Source organism: Methylocystis sp. (assembly GCF_051062815.1).
Classification (GTDB): Bacteria; Pseudomonadota; Alphaproteobacteria; order Rhizobiales; family Beijerinckiaceae; genus Methylocystis.
Genome location: NZ_JBPFDU010000045.1, coordinates 13875 through 29352, shown reverse-complemented (window position 1 = coordinate 29352; position 15478 = coordinate 13875). Strand labels below are relative to the sequence as shown.

Sequence of the window (15478 nt, the reverse complement as noted above, 5' to 3'; positions counted from 1 at the left end):
GGCCAATGTCGGATTCTCGAAATGGAGGCGGCGGCGAGACGCCCCCCTCCGCATGGGTATGGAGCCAGTATCGCGCCGTGTCGCCTGATTCGCCCGATTCGCCTGCGCGACGCGCGCCGGTCCTCACAAAGAGGAGCGTGCAAACGCCGCCGCCGCGGCCCGCTTCCGATCCGCCGCCGCCACGACGCTCCGGCGGGAGTGGGGGCGGGATCGCCTTCTTGGTGGCGCTCGCAATTCTGACTCTTGCCGCAGCGACGTGGTGGTTCGCCGCCTCGCGGTCGCAGCCTCCGGCCGCTCCCGATGCGCAGCCCGTCGAAGAGAGCGGCGCGTCGAGCGCGCCGCCGCCCGAACCCGAGGCCGCGCCGCCGGCTGAATCCGCTGCGCCGTCTTTACCGGAGGAGGTAGCCCCGCCGGCGCAGCCTTCGCCGCCGGCCGCGGCGCCGTCCGACCAGCGGGCGACGCCGGACGCGACGACCGGCGCGAAGCGGAAAAAGCCCAAGAAAAAGCCGCGCTAAACGGCCGCGCCAACGCGCGCGGTTCAGGTGCGCCAGGGATGCTCGGGAAGATCCCAAACGCCGAGCGTCTCGACGCCCGCCTGCGCGACCGCATGATCATTCTCCACGGCCGAACCGCTGACGCCGATGGCGCCGATCATCACGCCGTCAGCATCGACGATGGGGAGTCCGCCGGGAAAGGTGATGAGCCCGTCATTCGAATGCTCGATGCCGTAGAGCGGTCCGCCCGGTTGCGACAGCTTGCCGATCTGCCCTGTCGGCATGCCGAAGAAGACGGCGGTCTTCGCCTTTTTCATCGCAATGTCGATGCTGCCGACCCAGGCGTCGTCCATCCGCTCGAACGCCTTGAGGACGCCGCCGGAATCGACGACGGCGATGCACATCTGAGTGCCGAGCTCGATGGCCTTCCGGCGCGCCGCGGCGATCGCTCGGTCCGCCTGTTCAATCGAAACATGCATTCGCCGATCTCCCTTTTGAAAAAACAGATGCCTCTGGCCTCGATCGCAAAGCTAGAGCGCTCGCGGCCCGAGGGACGCCAGCTGCGCGATCAATTCGAAGGCGTCTCGAGCGCGCGGGAGATCAGCGCCTTGGCGTCCGCGCTGTCCCAGGCGGCGGGACCGTTCATCAGCCCGATCTGGCAGCCGTCCGCGCCGATCAACAGCGTGGTGGGGAGACCCAGCGCTTTGCCCGATTGCTTCAGCTCATAGAAGAGGTTGGCCTTTGGGTCGCCGTAATAGGTCAGCGACTTGACGCCCGTCTCAGCGAGAAACGCCTTCGCCCTTTCAAGACGGGTCGTATCGACGTTGACGGCGACGACTTGAAAGTCCTGCCCGGCGAAGGCCTCTTGCAGCCTGTCGAGCGCCGGCATCTCGGCGCGGCAGGGCACGCACCAGGTCGCCCAGATATTGAGGAGCGTCGTCTTGCCCTTGAAGGAGCCGAGCGAAACCGGCGCGCCATCGGGTCCGTCGAAGGCATAGTCCGGCATCGGCTCCGGCTGTGTGGCGATCGTCATCGCCGCGACTTCGCCCTTCGCGAGATCTTTGAGAGTGGCGGCGATCTTGGTCGACGTCGCGCAGGCCGCGTTAACGTCGGGCGCCGGAGCCGCGCTCTGATCGGCCGCGCCCGCGGGAGCGCCTTCATCCACGGCGCGTTCAGGCGGTTTCTTGCCGCCCATGCTGCCGATCACGTATAGAAACGCCACGCTTGCCGCGATTGTTATGGAGGCCGCCTTCACGACGAGTAGGAAAGATCGCGGGGGCGGCGGCGGTTTGGCCATGAGGCGTGGGCTCCGAGGTTAAAAATGACGAGCAAGATATGGGGCGGCCGCTTCAAAAGCGCAACCGACGCGGTTCTGGAGGCGATCAACGTCTCGATCGACTTCGACAAGCGCCTCGGCCTGCAGGACGTCCGCGGCTCGCTCGCCCATGTCGCCATGCTCGGCGAAACGGGGATCGTGTCGCGCGACGACGCGGCGAAGATCGCCGATGGATTGGAGCGAGTCAAAGCGGAAATCGAGAACGAGCGCTTCGATTTCTCGCGCGCGCTCGAAGACATTCACATGAACGTCGAGTCGCGCCTTGCCGAGCTGATCGGTCAGGCGGCGGGGCGCCTGCACACGGCGCGCTCGCGCAACGACCAGGTGGCGACCGATTTCCGCCTTTATATCCGCGATCAGATCGACGCCCTCGATGCCGAACTCGCCGATCTGCAACTGGCGCTGGCGACACGCGCGCGGGAAGAGGCGGCAAGCGTCATGCCCGGCTTCACGCATCTGCAATCGGCGCAGCCGGTGACGCTCGGCCATCATCTCCTCGCCTATGTTGAAATGATCGCCCGTGATCGCGGACGTCTTCGCGACGCGCGCGCGCGCCTGAACGAATGTCCGCTCGGCGCAGCCGCGCTTGCCGGGACGAGCTTTCCGATCGACCGCGCGATGACGGCGCGCGCGCTCGGCTTCGATCGGCCGACGGCGAATTCGCTGGACAGCGTTTCCGATCGCGACTTCGTTCTGGAGACGCTGAGCGCGGCGGCGATCTGCGCCACGCATCTGTCGCGCTTCGCCGAAGAGATCGTGCTGTGGACGACGCCGCAATTCGGCTTCATCGCACTGTCCGATAAATTCACCACCGGCTCGTCGATCATGCCGCAGAAGCGCAATCCCGACGCCGCCGAACTCGCGCGCGGCAAATCGGGCCGCGTCATCGGCGCGCTTGTCGCGCTGCTCGTCGTCATGAAGGGCCTGCCGCTCGCCTATTCGAAGGACATGCAGGAGGATAAGGAAGGCGCCTTCGACGCGCTCGACACCTTATCCCTCTGCATCGCCGCCATCGCCGGCATGGTCCGCGACATGCGCGTCGACCACGCGCGGATGAAGGCTGCGGCGGGCGCGGGCTATGCGACCGCGACCGACCTTGCCGACTGGCTGGTGCGCGCGCTGTCGCTCCCGTTTCGCGAGGCGCATCACGTCACCGGCCGCATCGTCGCGCTCGCCGAAGCGCGCGGCGTCAGTCTTGAGGATTTGACGCTCGAGGAGATGCGGAGCGTCGAACCGCGCATCAACGCCGATGTTTGCGACGTGCTCGGAGTCGAGAAATCGGTGCAAAGCCGCAACAGCTTCGGAGGCACGGCGCCCGACAATGTGCGCGCCGCCGCGCAAGTCTGGCTCGATAGATTGAAGGACAAATGAACGACATTTCGCCGCGACTATACCTCGCGACCCCGCCGCTTGCCGACGCGGCGGCATTTGCGCCCGCGCTCAACGAGGCGCTCGCGGCGGGCGACGTCGCGAGCCTGCTCATTCGTTTCGCCGACGCCGACGAGCGCGGCCAGGAAGCGATCGTGCGCGCATTGGCGCCCGCCGCGCAGGATAAAGGCGTCGCGGTTCTTGTCGCGGCGGCGCCCAATGTCGCGCTGCGCGCCGGCGCCGACGGCGTCCATGTCGCCGGCAGCGGCGAAGCGCTTGCCGAGGCCATCAAGAAACTCTCGCCGCGCTACATCGTCGGCGCCGGAGATATCGAGACGCGCGACGACGCCATGCGCGCGGGCGAGTTGAGCGCCGACTATGTGATGTTTTCGGATCTTGACCGTGAAGCGCTCATTGAGCGCGTCGCTTGGTGGGCGGAGCTTTTCAACACGCCCTGCGTCGCTCGCGCGGAATCGCTCGACGATGTCGCGCCGCTGGTTCAGGCGGGCGCCGACTTCGTGCGGCTCGACGACGCCGTCTGGAGCGACGCGCGCGGTCCGGCGGCGGCGGTGGCCGAGGCGCAGGCGAGGCTTAAGGGAGAGCAGCAGTGACCCGAGGGCGATCGAGCGAAAGGCTTCCTCATCCTGAGGAGGCCCCGAAGGGGTCGTCTCGAAGGACGAGGAAGCCGCTCACTTTTTTATTTCCATTCGCCCTCGTCCTTCGAGGCTCGCTTCGCTCGCGCCTCAGGATGAGGGCGAAGATCGAGCGATTGCTCGCGACGCTCGCGATCGTTGCCATTTTGGCGCCTGCCGCCCGCGCCGCCAATGATGCGCCGCCCGCGCCAGACTTCGCCTTCGGCGCCTATCAGCGCGGGGATTATCTGGTCGCGATGAAGGAGGCGAAGAAGCGCATCGCCGCCAATCCGAAGGACGCGGCCGCGCTCACCCTTATCGGTCAGCTTTACCTCGAAGGCGCCGGCGTGGGTCGCGATCTTTCTACCGCGATGGAGTGGTTCAAGCGGGGCGCCGACGCCGGCGATAAAGAAGCGGCCTATCTTTACGGCGCTGCGGCGCTCAATGGCGCCGGCGCGCCGAAGAACCGCGCCGTCGCCCGCGCCTATCTGGAAAAGGCCGCGGCTCAAGATCATCCCGCCGCCCTCCATCTGATCGGGGAGCTCGCCCTCGAAAATGAGGGCGCGCCATCCGATTTCGGCAGAGCGGCGGACTATTTCCGTCGCGCCGCGGCGAAGGGCGACGCCGACTCGCTCTACGCGCTTGGCCTTCTTTACAAAACCGGCAGAGGCGTCCCGAAGGACGAGCGCGAAGCCGCGGAGTGGTTCAGGCGCGCCGCTGAACTGGACTTCGCGCCGGCGATGGTCGAGTTCGCCGTACTCCAGTTCAATGGCGTCGGCGCGCCACGCGACCGCGCCGCCGCCGCGCAATGGTTTCGCAAAGCGGCGGCGAAGGGCAACGCCGTGGCGCAAAACCGTCTCGCCCATATCCTCGCCGAAGGCCTCGGGGTCGAGGCCAATCTCGCCGAAGCGCGCGAGTGGCGCGACAAGTCGCGCGAAGCCGGGTTGAACGATCCCTCACTGGATTATCTCTCGAGCGCGTCCGCGCCGGCGAAGCCGACCGCCGTAAAATGAGCGCCGGCGGCGCGAGCGCGGCGACGCGGCGGACCGTCGCGTTCCTTCGGCGTTTCGTCAGGCCGCGCATCTTGGCGCTGACGGCGCCTTTGCGCGGCCTCCAGCGGCTCGTCGAGATGCTGTCTCCCGAACGACGTGCGCCTTTCGCGACACAGATTCCCGGCGATTGGACTCCTGCTTCAGGCAGCGCGATTGCGACGCTGTTCTATCTCCACGGCGGCGCCTTCCTCATCGGGTCGCCACGGCTTTTTCGCTACGCTTCGCGCGCATTCGCGCGCGCGGGCTTCGACGTCTTCGCGCCAGCCTATCGGCTCGCGCCGGAGCATGTCTTTCCCGCCGCGCTCGAAGATGTCTTGCGCGCCTATCGGACCCTCATCGAGGCGCGGCCGGGACCCTTCGTCATCGTCGGCGATTCGGCCGGCGGCGGTCTTGCGGTCTCGCTGATGCTGCGCATACGCGAGGAAGGCTTGCGGCCGCCCGTCGCCGCGGCGCTGTCCTCGCCCTGGGTCGATCTCGCCGCGACCGGCGTCTCGATGCGCGAGAATGAAAATCGTGACCCCCTGTTCACGCGCAAGGACATTCTGCTCGGCGCCCGCGCCGTGCTGGGACGCCAAAGCGCCAGAAATCCACTTGCGTCGCCGATCTACGCCGATCTCTCCCGCCTGCCGCCGATGCTCGTTCATGTCGGCGCGGACGAAGTGCTGAGAGACGATTCGACGCGGCTCGTCGCGCGCGCAAGGCAGGCGGGGGTCGACGCGCAGCTCGAGATCTGGCCTTGCGTGCCGCACGCCTGGCAGCTGATGAGCTTTCTCCCCGAAGCGCGAGACTCGCGGGCGAAAGCGATCGCATTTTTGAAGGCGCGGGTCGCTCAGGCGCCCTCCAACGCGGCCGGCTGATCAGTCCTGGAGCCGGCCCAATCCCATCATTCGGCCGCCAGAGGCAGGTCCTCCGGCATGTCCCGACCCGAACGCGTGAGAAAGCGGCGGCACTGCTGCTCGCGATCATAGCCGAGCAGCGTGCCAAGCATGAAGTCTTCCTCCGCCGTGAGCGCGTTGAGCGGACGCGTGACGATCGAACGCGCCACGGCGACGAAGGCGGGCCGGCCAAAGAAGAGGTTCACCTTGACCGGATTGAGTTCTTGGACGAAGTGATGGATGCCTTGCCGTTCTAACTTGCCGAGCGTCAATTCCAGTTCCCGACGGCTAAGGGTCATCAGAAACAAGCCGCGAACGCCCCGCCCATATTCGTAGATGTTGTGATGAAAGAGCCGCAGCACCGGCGCCGCATCGGCACAGCGACAGCGCGTCGACGACAGAGGCGGAACGCCCTCGTCGATCAAAGTAACTGGCTCAGCCATGCGGTCACTCTCTTTTCGGTCTTGCCGGACTGAGTGTCCTGGTCGAGGGCGAGGCCCACGAACTTGCCATCCCGCTCGGCGGTGGAGCCAACATAGTCATAGCCGGAGGTCTCGGTGAAGCCGATCACCTGGGCCCCGAGCGCCGAGACCTCGTCATAGAGGATGCCCATCGCGTCCACGAAGGAGAGCGGATAGGTCTGCTGGTCGCCAGTGCCGAAGAGGGCGACTTTTTTGCCCTTCAAATTGGCGCCGCGCAGCTTGTCGATGTTCTCTTCCCAATCCGTTTGTAAAGTGCCGTCGCCATAGGTCGGAGAACCCAGGATCAACAGATGGCAATTTTCGAAGTCGTCGGTCGTGGCGTCCTTGATGTCCACGGACCGCCCCTGGCACTTCCTCGAAATTTTTGAAGCAACCCCCTTCGTCGCGCCGCCGTCGGAACCGAAGATGACCGTGATGCTCATGCCCGCGCCTCTTCCGCGAATTGGACGATGAAGTCAGCGGTTAAGCCAAGAAAAGCCGAAAAAGCCGCTCTAACGAAGCACACGCTGCTGATGACCGGTGTATAGCGCAAATCTATTGATCATAAAATTCCTATATTTTGGAATGTATGTAATTGTTGATATTGTTACTTTGTATTTATTGTAATTACGAAGCGGAGTCTCATGGCTGACTCGAAGATCGGCGTCGCCGAAAAGACGACGCTCTTGGAGCTTCGCTTCGAGCCCGCGAGGCGCGCGCTGCTCAGCGTCTGGCGCTGCCCCAGGGACCGCGCGGCGGCCAGAGCGGATGGCGTCCGTCCTTGGGCAGGAAGGCGGCCTCGTCGTCGCGCGGCGCATCGATTGCCTCGCGTTCTTCTCCTAAAGCGGCGACCGACACGTCCCGGCCGCCGCCGAATTCAACGAGGGCCGCGACGCGCGCGTCGACGCTCGGATGGCTCGCAAGCCAGCCGAACTCTGGATGCAGCGCCGGCGTTTCGATGAAGAAATACTGCATGCGCGAGGGCATGTTCGGAATCGCCGCATGCGCTTCGATCTTGCGCAGCGCCGAGATCATCGCGTCGGGGTTCTTCGTCAGCTCGACGCTGCCGGCGTCGGCGAGGAATTCGCGCGAGCGCGACAGCGCGAAGCGGATCAGCACGGAGGCGCCCCAGCTCAGCGCGATGATGAACAGGGCGATGAGAATGGCGAGCGCCGCGCCGCCATTGCCCCTTCGGCCATTGTCGCTTTCGGGGCGATGCGGCGAGAAGCCGAAAGGAAAATCCCAGCGGCGGATCGTCAGATCGGCGACGAAGGCGAAAATGCCGGCGAAAATCACGGCGATCACGAGAAGCTGAACGTCGCGGTTGCGAATATGGGTCAATTCATGCGCGAGAACCGCCTCGAGCTCGGCGTCGGTCAGATAGCGCGTCAGACCGCGGGTCACCGCGATCTTGTACTGTCCCTCTTTGAGCCCGGAAGCATAGGCGTTGAGCGCGTCGCTCTCAATGAGCTGCAGAGCGGGAATCGGCACGCCGCGGGAGATGCAGAGATTTTCGAGCAGATTGTAAACGCGCGGCGATTCGGCGCGTGACAGGTTCGCGGCGCCAGTGGCGAAGTCGATCATCTTCTGATGGAAGAGATAGGCGATGACGAACCAGACGCCCGCCGCAATGACGCCGATCGGCCAGCCGCGTTTCAAATCATCCACCGCGAGCGCCAGGATGTAATCGAAAGGCGCGCCGGGCCGCGCGCTCATCGCCTCGATCAGCAGCGCGAAGGAGAACATCAGCGCGAGAAGCAGAACGACGAAGCCGGCGAGCAGGAATGCCGAGCGCAGTTCGTTGGCGCGAATGTGGGAATAAAGGCCGTAGGCTTTGAACATCGTGTTCCTGATCGCCGGTGAGGCGCTACTCCAAAAGATGGCCGCGATCCTTTGGAAGGAGCGGCGCTTTCGCTCGCGCGCCTAGAACTCCACCTTCGGCGGGGTTTCGATGGCCTTCTGCTGCGCTTCGTCCAACTCGAAATAATCTAGCGGCTCGAAGCCGAAGCGCTGCGCAATCAGGAAACCGGGAAAGCCCTCCCGCGTGGCGTTGTATTCGGCGACGGTATTGTTGAGGAAGCGCCGCGCCGCGGAAATCTTGTTCTCGATGTCTGACAGCTCGCTCTGCAGCTGCTGGAAGTTCTGGTTCGCTTTTAGGTCCGGATAGGCTTCCGACAGCGCGATCAGCCGCGAGAGCGCGCCGGTCAGCGCGCCCTCGGCCGCCCCTATCTGCGCCGGGCCCTGCGCCGCGACGGCGGCGTTGCGCGCCTTGACCACGTCATCAAGCGTGCTTTTCTCATGGGTGGCGTAGCCCTTCACCGTCTCGACCAGATTGGGCACGAGATCGTGCCGCTGCTTGAGCTGCACATTGACGTCGGAAAAGGCCTGCTTGCCGCGCTGGCGCAACGACACGAGGCCGTTGTAAACGCTGACCAGCCAGAAGGCGACGGCGGCGACGAGGCCTAGAAAAATCAGCAAAGACATGGCTCGCGCTCTCCAGGCGCCGCGCCGCTCCGCGCGGCGGCGATAATTTTTGCCCTTGCATGTTAGCCGCCTTTGGCGCCTAGGCAAAGACGCGCGGCGCCCTTTCGATTTGACGGACGCGCCGGTCGCGCCTATCTCAGGGAAACGCAAAGAGCCACGGCGAAACACAATGGCCATTCTGCCGATCATCACCCTTCCGGATCCGCTGCTGCGAAAGATTTCCGAACCTGTCGATCGCGTCGACGCGGAGGTGCGGCGTCTGCTCGACGACATGCTGGAGACCATGTACGAGGCGCCCGGCGTCGGCCTCGCGGCGATCCAGGTCGCGGTGACCAAGCGCATCGTCGTCGTCGATGTCGGCAAGACCGAGGAGACGCGTTCGCCGCTCTTCCTCATCAACCCGGAAATCATCTGGGCGTCGGAGGAATTGAGCGTCTATCAGGAAGGCTGCCTGTCCGTGCCCGACTATTTCGAGGACGTGAAGCGGCCGGCGCGGGTGCGTGTGCGTCATCTCGACCGCGACGGCGCGGTCCAGGAATTCGACGCCGAAGGGCTGCTCGCGACCGTGGTGCAGCATGAGCTGGATCACCTCGAAGGCGGGCTCTTCATCGACCATCTGTCGCGCTTAAAGCGCGAGCGCGTGGTCAAGAAGTTCAGCAAGGCGGCGCGCCATGACGAGATCGCCGCCCAGCATCGCGCCGCCACGGAGCGTCAGTCGGAACAAGCCGGAGCCTGACGATTGCGCGACAGAATGCGCGTCGTCTTCATGGGCACGCCGGATTTCGCAGCCCGCCTGCTCAAGGAAATCATTTCTCGCGGCCATGAGATTGCGGCGATTTACACGCAGCCGCCGCGGCCCGCTGGACGCGGCATGGCGGAGAAGAAATCCGCCGTCCACCTCTTGGCGGAGAGCTCCGGCCTTCCCGTTCGCACGCCCAAAAGCCTGAAAAGCGCCGATGCGCAGGCGGACTTCGCCGCGCTTGACGCCGACGTCGCCGTCGTCGCCGCCTACGGGCTGCTGCTGCCTCAGCCGATCCTCGACGCGCCGGAATACGGCTGCCTCAACCTGCATGGGTCGCTGCTGCCGCGTTGGCGCGGCGCGGCGCCGATTCAGCGCGCGATCATGGCGGGCGACGCCGAGAGCGGCGTCATGGTGATGAAGATGGAGGCCGGTCTCGACACCGGCCCCGTCGCCTTGACGGCGAAAACGCCGATCGGCGCCGAGATGACGGCGGGCGAGCTGCACGATCGTCTCGCCGAGCTCGGCGCGCCGCTGATGGCGCAGGCCCTCGATCTGCTGGCGAAAGGCGAACTGCGCTTTACGCCGCAGGCCGAAGACGGCGCCTGCTATGCGCAAAAGATCGAGAAGGCTGAAGCGCGGATCGATTGGCGCCGATCGGCGCAAGACCTCCATGCTCTCGTGCGCGGCCTCTCGCCCTTTCCCGGCGCTTTTTTCGAAGCCGATCTCGGCCATGGCAAGGAGCGCGTGAAGGTTTTGCGCGCACTGGTCGAGGAGGGAGCGGGAGAGCCGGGCGCCGCGCTCGATGACGAGGGACTCATCGCTTGCGGCGCGGGCGCGCTGCGGCTGCTGCGCGTGCAACGCGCCGGCAAGGGCGAAATGGAATTTGAAGAATTCGCGCGCGGCCGCAGGCTGACGCGCGGCGTTTCGCTCGCCTGACGTGCCTCGCTTCGCATTGACGATCGAATATGACGGCGGCCCTTTCGTCGGTTGGCAGCGGCAGGCGAATGGCGTTTCCATCCAGCAGCGCCTTGAAGAGGCCGTGGCTGCAATCAATGGCGGCGCGCGCGCCGTCGTTCATGGCGCGGGCCGCACCGACGCCGGCGTGCATGCGCTGGGGCAGATGGCGCATGTCGATCTTGCGCGCGACTGGCGCGTCGATCGGCTGCGCGACGCGATCAATGCGCATCTCAAGCCGGACCCGATCGCGGTGCTCGCGGCGCGCGCGGTTGGCGAGGAATTCGAGGCGCGCTTTTCCGCGATCCGCCGCCATTATCTCTATGTCATCGACAATCGCCGCGCGCCCTTGGCGCTAAACCTCGGCCGCGCCTGGCACGTCAAGCGGCCGCTCGATGCGCAAGCCATGCATGAAGCCGCACAGTCGCTCGTCGGCCGTCATGACTTCACGACCTTCCGCGCCTCGGAATGCCAGGCGAATTCGCCGATGCGCACGCTGGAGCGTCTCGACGTGCGCCGTGATGGAGAGCGAATCGAGATCGTCGCTTCGGCGCGCTCCTTCCTGCACAATCAGGTGCGCTCGATGGCGGGCTCGCTGGAGCATGTCGGCAGCGGCAAGTGGCGCGTCGAGGATCTGGCGCTGGCGCTTTTGGCGAAAGACCGTGCGCGCTGCGGACAGGTCGCGCCGCCGCACGGTCTTTACCTTGTTGCTGTCGATTATTAGCGATTTGCGCGAGAATGCCCGCTACGGCTTATCGCCCGCGCCTCCCTCGTCACCCGGCGTGGGTTTGTTCGCATCCTGCTTCGGCGCCGGCTTCTTCGCCGCATGTTTCGCGGCGCCGGGCGCCTTCGCGGATCTTTCGCCCTTGGCAAGCGCGCCGTGAATGGGAAGGAAGCTTGCCGATAGCACGGCAGCCAATATGCCGTTCACGCAGGGTCGCTGATTCATCACTGGATGGTCCCCTCAGAATGAGAGCCCCCGCCGAATCAACCGGCCCGCCCCGCAGGCATCAGGCGGGGCAACGGTGATGAACTTGGGTCGCCGCCACGCCTACGCTGCGGTGATTTCATGACGGAATTCGCGCCATTAGCAGCAGTTTGACGAATTGGTTAATGAAGTCTTAAAAAATGCGGCGTCATTCGCCGTCGGCCGCTTCCGTTTCCTCCGGTTTGACCGCCTCTCCCGCAGAGACCTCGTTCTTGACCGGCAAAGAGGCGGGAAGTCCGACGGCCGGGCGCTGTGCGGTCGGAGTTTTCTCCTGCGCGAGCGCGCCGTGAAGGGGGATAACGCTGGCGGACAGGACCGCCGCGAGAATGCCGTTAACGCAGGGTCGACGATTGGTCATATGTCCTCGCTGTCAGGGCGCCGACTCAGTTGCCGCCGCGACTATAGAGCGTCAAAAAAGTGGCGAGAAAGCGTCGAGCTTAAGTGGGCGGCTCTGGGCGCAGGTCAAGAGCCGCTGAACCAATTGTAGCCTTTGTCCTCCCAATAGCCCCCCGGACAGTCGTTCGTCACGAAGATCTCGCCGATGAACTTCGGATTCTTAAATCCGAGTTTCGTCGGAAGCCGCAGGCGCAGCGGGTAGCCGTATTTGGAGTCGGTGAAGTCAAGCGCCAGCAGCGTTTGCGGATGCAGCGCGCTCGGCATGTCGATGCTCGAGTAATATTTGTCGGCGCATCTGAAACCGACGTAACGCGCCGTCAGATCGGCGCCGATCCGTTCGAGAAAATGCGAAAAGGCGACGCCGCGCCATTTGCCGATCGCGCTCCAGCCCTCGACGCAGACGAGGCGGGTGATCTGGCTCGACTGCGGCAGCGCGCGCAATGCGTCGAGACTCCAGGGCCGTTTGTCGGCGATGAGGCCCGAGAGCTGCAGTCGATAGCTCTGGCCGTCAACGAACGGAACGTCCTTTTCCTCGTAATAGGCGTTGAAGGGGAAGGGCGTCGTGACGTCCGCGTCGGAATAGGTCGGCGCGAGCTTCGCGGGATCGAAAAGCGCCGCCTGAACGCGGTCGTTGAACCGCGACATCGCGAAAAGCAGCCGATCGACGGCGTCGTCGTCCTTCAAGGTGCAGCCCGAAAGGAGCGACAGCGCGCCAAGCGACAGACCTTGCTTGAGAAAGAGCCGGCGCTCGAGCCGCGCGATCTGCGGCCGAAAGGCGGCAAGACGTTCGCTGCGGGGCGGCTTCATCGCGGCGCCTCCGCGCGTCCGGTGAACATCGGCGCCAGAACGCCTTTGACGCTCACGGCGAGTCCGATGTGAACGACAAGGAAAGCGACGATCGTCGCCATGGCGAAGAAATGCACGCGTCGCGCCGTCTCATAGCCGCCCATCGAAGCCGTCAGCGTTTGAAGCTGCACAGGCTTCCAGATGGCGAGGCCCGAAAGTACGGCGACGATCACGGCGAGAATGACGCCGATATAGAGCAGGCGCTGAACCGCATTGTAACGGCCGGGCTCATGGTCGAGCCGGCCTCGACTCGCCAGAAGGACGTCATTGAACGCGCCTTGCAACGAAATCGGCAGAAAGCTCATCCGGAAATGACCTGAAACAAGGCCGTAAGCGATATAGGCCACGCCATTAAGCGCCAAAAGCCACATGGCCGCGAAATGCCAGGCGAGCGCGCCGGCGAGCCAGCCGCCGAGCGTGAAACCCGCCGGAAATTCGAAGCCAAACAGCGGCGAGGCGTTGTAGATGCGCCAGCCGCTCAGCACCATGACGAAGATCGCGAAGGCGTTCACCCAATGCGTCACCCGGACAAGCAGCGGGTGGATCGTCTTTCGCGCGTCGGCTCCGGAGGCGGCGACCATGACGATTTCTCCTGTTCAAGGGAAAAACATAAGGGTTGCCGGGCGGGAAGCGAAGAGCCGCTCGCGGCCGCGTTGACAGGCGGGTCGCCTTCGCCCATGACGGCGAAGCTTTCATCACGCGGGAATATGGCGGCTCATGCGCGTCTTTGTGACCGGCACGGCAGGCTTCATCGGCTTCCACTTGGCGAAGCGCCTGTTAGAGGCCGGGCATCTGGTGGACGGCTACGACGGCATGACGCCTTATTACGATCCTGGCCTCAAGGAGGCGCGGCGCGCCATTCTGCTGCGCAGCAACGGCTATCGCGACACGATCGCCATGCTGGAGGACATGGAGGCGCTGACTCGCGCCGCCGAACAGGCCGCGCCGGACGTCATCGTCCATCTCGCGGCGCAGGCGGGCGTGCGCTACTCGCTGCAAAATCCGCGCGCCTATGTCGACGCCAATCTCGTTGGCGCCTTCAATGTCATGGAGATCGCGCGACTGCTGAAGCCGCGCCATTTTTTGTTCGCCTCAACGAGCTCGGTCTATGGCGCGAGCCCCAGCGTGCCCTTCTACGAGAGCGACCGTACCGATTTCCCTTTGACCCTTTACGCCGCGACGAAGAAAGCCGGCGAAGCCATGGCGCATTCCTATGCGCATCTGTGGTCGATTCCGACGACGATGTTTCGCTTCTTCACCGTCTACGGTCCATGGGGCCGACCGGACATGGCCCCGTTGAAATTCGTCGACGCGATCGAGAACGACCGTGTCATCGACATCTATAATCATGGCGACATGTCGCGCGACTTCACCTATGTCGCAGATCTCGTCGAAAGCGTCGTGCGGCTGATCGACTGCGTTCCCGAGCGGGATTCAGGCGACGACAGCGTGTCGCCCGTGGCGCCGTTTCGTATCGTCAATATCGGTCGCGGCGCGCCGGTGAAGCTTCTCGACTTTATCGAGACGATCGAAAGGGCTCTCGGGAAAAAGGCCAAACGCAACTATCTGGACATGCAACCGGGAGACGTGCCGCGCACCTTCGCCAGCGCCGACCTCCTTGAGCGCCTCACGGGTTATCGCCCGCATACGTCGCTCGATGAGGGAGTCGCAGCGCTCGTCGAATGGTATCGCGCGTATCGCCGCGCTCATGGAGAATTGTCGTATTAACCGGCGGCGGCCGCTCGACGCCCTACGTCGCGGCCTTCCTGTCGTAGCCGTCGGCGAGCGGGCGCGCTCCGCAGCGTGTCTACTTCTTGTTGGCTGAGAGGAATCTGTGCGCGGCGTCTTCATCGAAGACTGGCGTGATGTGATTGACGTTGAGGTCTGTCCAGGATTGGAAGAGCTTGCCGAGGTCGGCGATGTCGTTGGCTTCGACGATGCTCCAGCCCTCGAGCAGCGTGACGGAAAGCCAGTTTCCGACGACTTTCATACCCTTTGGCGCGGCGTCGCCGAATTTCTGAAAGCGCTTGAGAACCTCGTCGCGACGTTCGGGCGTCATCTCATAATAGATCGCAAACAACATCGGCGTTTCTCCCTGCGGACTGGAAAGCGAAAGTGATTCAGCGCGTTTTTTCAAGATTTGCGGCTGGCCCGCGCTCAAGGCTGCCCGGATTCAAAATTCCACACAAGGGCTTGGTCATTGCCGTGAGCGGGCGCTTTCGTGCGCCGCCGCAGTGTCCTGTGCATGACGTCAGGGAAATTGCCCAAGTCCTTTCAGGCTACCGTCCTTCTCGCGCCGCTGCGGCGCCTGTCATATTGGCGCGCCTTCACCGATGAGAGAGCGCACCATGTCGCAGTTTACCTTCAACGACGGCAATATTCCATGGAAGCGCCTCGATGGAATCGAACACTTGCTTTTTTCGGTCCTCGATATCGACGATCGAAACGTCCTCCATGTGCTGTTCAAGCTTTCGGCCAATCAGCGGATCGTGCTTCACCGACACTGCGCGCTCAACAAGACATTCGTCATTCAGGGAGAACATCGGCTCTATCACGCGAATGGCGAACTCAAAGACGTCAGGGCGGCGGGCAGTTATACCGTGAGCCCTCCCGCGGACGAGCCGCATCGAGAAGGCGGCGGCGATCAGGACGTCGTCGTGTTGTTCACCATCTATGATCGTGAAGGCCCATTATATGAGATTCTCGACGATGATTCGAATATTGTCGCGACGCTCTCGACGAGTGATTTCGTAAGCTTTTACGATCGCAAACACTAGAGCGCTTCCCGATCACATGGAATCATGTGATCGATCAGGAATCGCTCAAAATCGAAATGTTGGAGCAGGTTCT

At 64.1% G+C, this 15478-nt stretch carries 20 protein-coding genes; 10 read left to right on the top strand and 10 right to left on the bottom strand.

Annotation, left to right across the window (positions count from 1 at the left end):
• Positions 1–5 precede the first annotated feature (5 nt).
• Positions 6–515 (top strand): hypothetical protein, encoded by a 510-nt coding sequence (locus ACR65W_RS07065; protein ID WP_434502418.1) that lies wholly within the window; start codon positions 6–8, stop codon positions 513–515.
• A gap of 23 nt (positions 516–538) precedes the next feature.
• Here ACR65W_RS07065 and ACR65W_RS07060 read toward each other — a convergent pair whose 3' ends face one another.
• The gene (locus ACR65W_RS07060; protein ID WP_256034850.1) at positions 539–973 is read right to left on the bottom strand and encodes a GlcG/HbpS family heme-binding protein; all 435 of its coding nucleotides are present in this window, start codon (positions 971–973) and stop codon (positions 539–541) included.
• A gap of 89 nt (positions 974–1062) precedes the next feature.
• Entirely contained in the window at positions 1063–1791 is a 729-nt protein-coding gene (gene tlpA, locus ACR65W_RS07055; protein WP_434498679.1) for a thiol:disulfide interchange protein TlpA, read from the bottom strand.
• Positions 1792–1815: 24 nt separating this feature from the next.
• Between tlpA and argH the strand changes: the two genes are divergently transcribed.
• From argH to ACR65W_RS07035, 4 genes are all read left to right on the top strand, one after another.
• Complete coding sequence (gene argH / locus ACR65W_RS07050) at positions 1816–3201, top strand: argininosuccinate lyase (protein WP_434498681.1); 1386 nt, start codon at positions 1816–1818, stop codon at positions 3199–3201.
• A complete protein-coding gene (locus tag ACR65W_RS07045) occupies positions 3198–3809 on the top strand; it encodes a thiamine phosphate synthase (protein ID WP_434498682.1) in 612 nt (203 codons plus the stop codon). Before argH ends, ACR65W_RS07045 begins: the two co-directional genes overlap by 4 nt.
• Positions 3810–3946: 137 nt before the next feature.
• The gene (locus tag ACR65W_RS07040) at positions 3947–4843 is read left to right on the top strand and encodes a tetratricopeptide repeat protein (protein ID WP_434498683.1); all 897 of its coding nucleotides are present in this window, start codon (positions 3947–3949) and stop codon (positions 4841–4843) included.
• Positions 4840–5739 carry an alpha/beta hydrolase gene (locus tag ACR65W_RS07035; protein WP_434498684.1) on the top strand — a complete coding sequence of 300 codons (900 nt, stop codon included), beginning with the start codon at positions 4840–4842 and terminating at the stop codon, positions 5737–5739. Before ACR65W_RS07040 ends, ACR65W_RS07035 begins: the two co-directional genes overlap by 4 nt.
• Before the next feature lie 26 nt (positions 5740–5765).
• On the opposite strand, the gene ACR65W_RS07030 is transcribed toward ACR65W_RS07035, so the two are convergent.
• The 4 genes from ACR65W_RS07030 to ACR65W_RS07015 form a co-directional block, all read right to left on the bottom strand.
• The gene (locus ACR65W_RS07030) at positions 5766–6200 is read right to left on the bottom strand and encodes a DUF2023 family protein (RefSeq protein WP_434498685.1); all 435 of its coding nucleotides are present in this window, start codon (positions 6198–6200) and stop codon (positions 5766–5768) included.
• The gene (gene fldA, locus ACR65W_RS07025; protein WP_434498686.1) at positions 6179–6661 is read right to left on the bottom strand and encodes a flavodoxin FldA; all 483 of its coding nucleotides are present in this window, start codon (positions 6659–6661) and stop codon (positions 6179–6181) included. Before fldA ends, ACR65W_RS07030 begins: the two co-directional genes overlap by 22 nt.
• A gap of 280 nt (positions 6662–6941) precedes the next feature.
• On the bottom strand, positions 6942–8060 hold the full coding sequence (locus ACR65W_RS07020; protein ID WP_434498687.1) for a M48 family metallopeptidase: 1119 nt from the start codon (positions 8058–8060) through the stop codon (positions 6942–6944).
• 81 nt (positions 8061–8141) lie between these two features.
• Complete coding sequence (locus ACR65W_RS07015) at positions 8142–8702, bottom strand: LemA family protein (RefSeq protein ID WP_123174587.1); 561 nt, start codon at positions 8700–8702, stop codon at positions 8142–8144.
• A gap of 169 nt (positions 8703–8871) precedes the next feature.
• Between ACR65W_RS07015 and def the strand changes: the two genes are divergently transcribed.
• From def to truA, 3 genes are read left to right on the top strand one after another with little or no spacing between them, the layout of a single operon-like run.
• Positions 8872–9438 (top strand): peptide deformylase, encoded by a 567-nt coding sequence (gene def, locus ACR65W_RS07010; RefSeq protein WP_434498688.1) that lies wholly within the window; start codon positions 8872–8874, stop codon positions 9436–9438.
• Between the two features lie 15 nt (positions 9439–9453).
• Positions 9454–10380 (top strand): methionyl-tRNA formyltransferase, encoded by a 927-nt coding sequence (gene fmt, locus ACR65W_RS07005; RefSeq protein ID WP_434498837.1) that lies wholly within the window; start codon positions 9454–9456, stop codon positions 10378–10380.
• Position 10381: 1 nt separating this feature from the next.
• On the top strand, positions 10382–11122 hold the full coding sequence (gene truA / locus ACR65W_RS07000; protein ID WP_434498689.1) for a tRNA pseudouridine(38-40) synthase TruA: 741 nt from the start codon (positions 10382–10384) through the stop codon (positions 11120–11122).
• Between the two features lie 412 nt (positions 11123–11534).
• Here truA and ACR65W_RS06995 read toward each other — a convergent pair whose 3' ends face one another.
• From ACR65W_RS06995 to ACR65W_RS06985, 3 genes are all read right to left on the bottom strand, one after another.
• Positions 11535–11744, bottom strand: a complete 210-nt coding sequence (locus ACR65W_RS06995; RefSeq protein ID WP_434498690.1) for a hypothetical protein — start codon at positions 11742–11744, stop codon at positions 11535–11537.
• Positions 11745–11848: 104 nt separating this feature from the next.
• Positions 11849–12589: a molybdopterin-dependent oxidoreductase gene (locus tag ACR65W_RS06990; RefSeq protein WP_434498691.1), complete on the bottom strand. Its 741-nt coding sequence runs from the start codon at positions 12587–12589 to the stop codon at positions 11849–11851.
• Complete coding sequence (locus ACR65W_RS06985; protein ID WP_434498692.1) at positions 12586–13209, bottom strand: cytochrome b/b6 domain-containing protein; 624 nt, start codon at positions 13207–13209, stop codon at positions 12586–12588. Before ACR65W_RS06985 ends, ACR65W_RS06990 begins: the two co-directional genes overlap by 4 nt.
• Positions 13210–13345: 136 nt before the next feature.
• Between ACR65W_RS06985 and ACR65W_RS06980 the strand changes: the two genes are divergently transcribed.
• Positions 13346–14356 (top strand): NAD-dependent epimerase/dehydratase family protein, encoded by a 1011-nt coding sequence (locus tag ACR65W_RS06980; protein ID WP_434498693.1) that lies wholly within the window; start codon positions 13346–13348, stop codon positions 14354–14356.
• Between the two features lie 79 nt (positions 14357–14435).
• Here ACR65W_RS06980 and ACR65W_RS06975 read toward each other — a convergent pair whose 3' ends face one another.
• Positions 14436–14711, bottom strand: a complete 276-nt coding sequence (locus ACR65W_RS06975; protein ID WP_123174597.1) for a DUF3303 domain-containing protein — start codon at positions 14709–14711, stop codon at positions 14436–14438.
• A 265-nt stretch (positions 14712–14976) separates the two neighbouring features.
• Between ACR65W_RS06975 and ACR65W_RS06970 the strand changes: the two genes are divergently transcribed.
• On the top strand, positions 14977–15405 hold the full coding sequence (locus ACR65W_RS06970; protein WP_434498694.1) for a regulator: 429 nt from the start codon (positions 14977–14979) through the stop codon (positions 15403–15405).
• Positions 15406–15478: the final 73 nt, after the last annotated feature.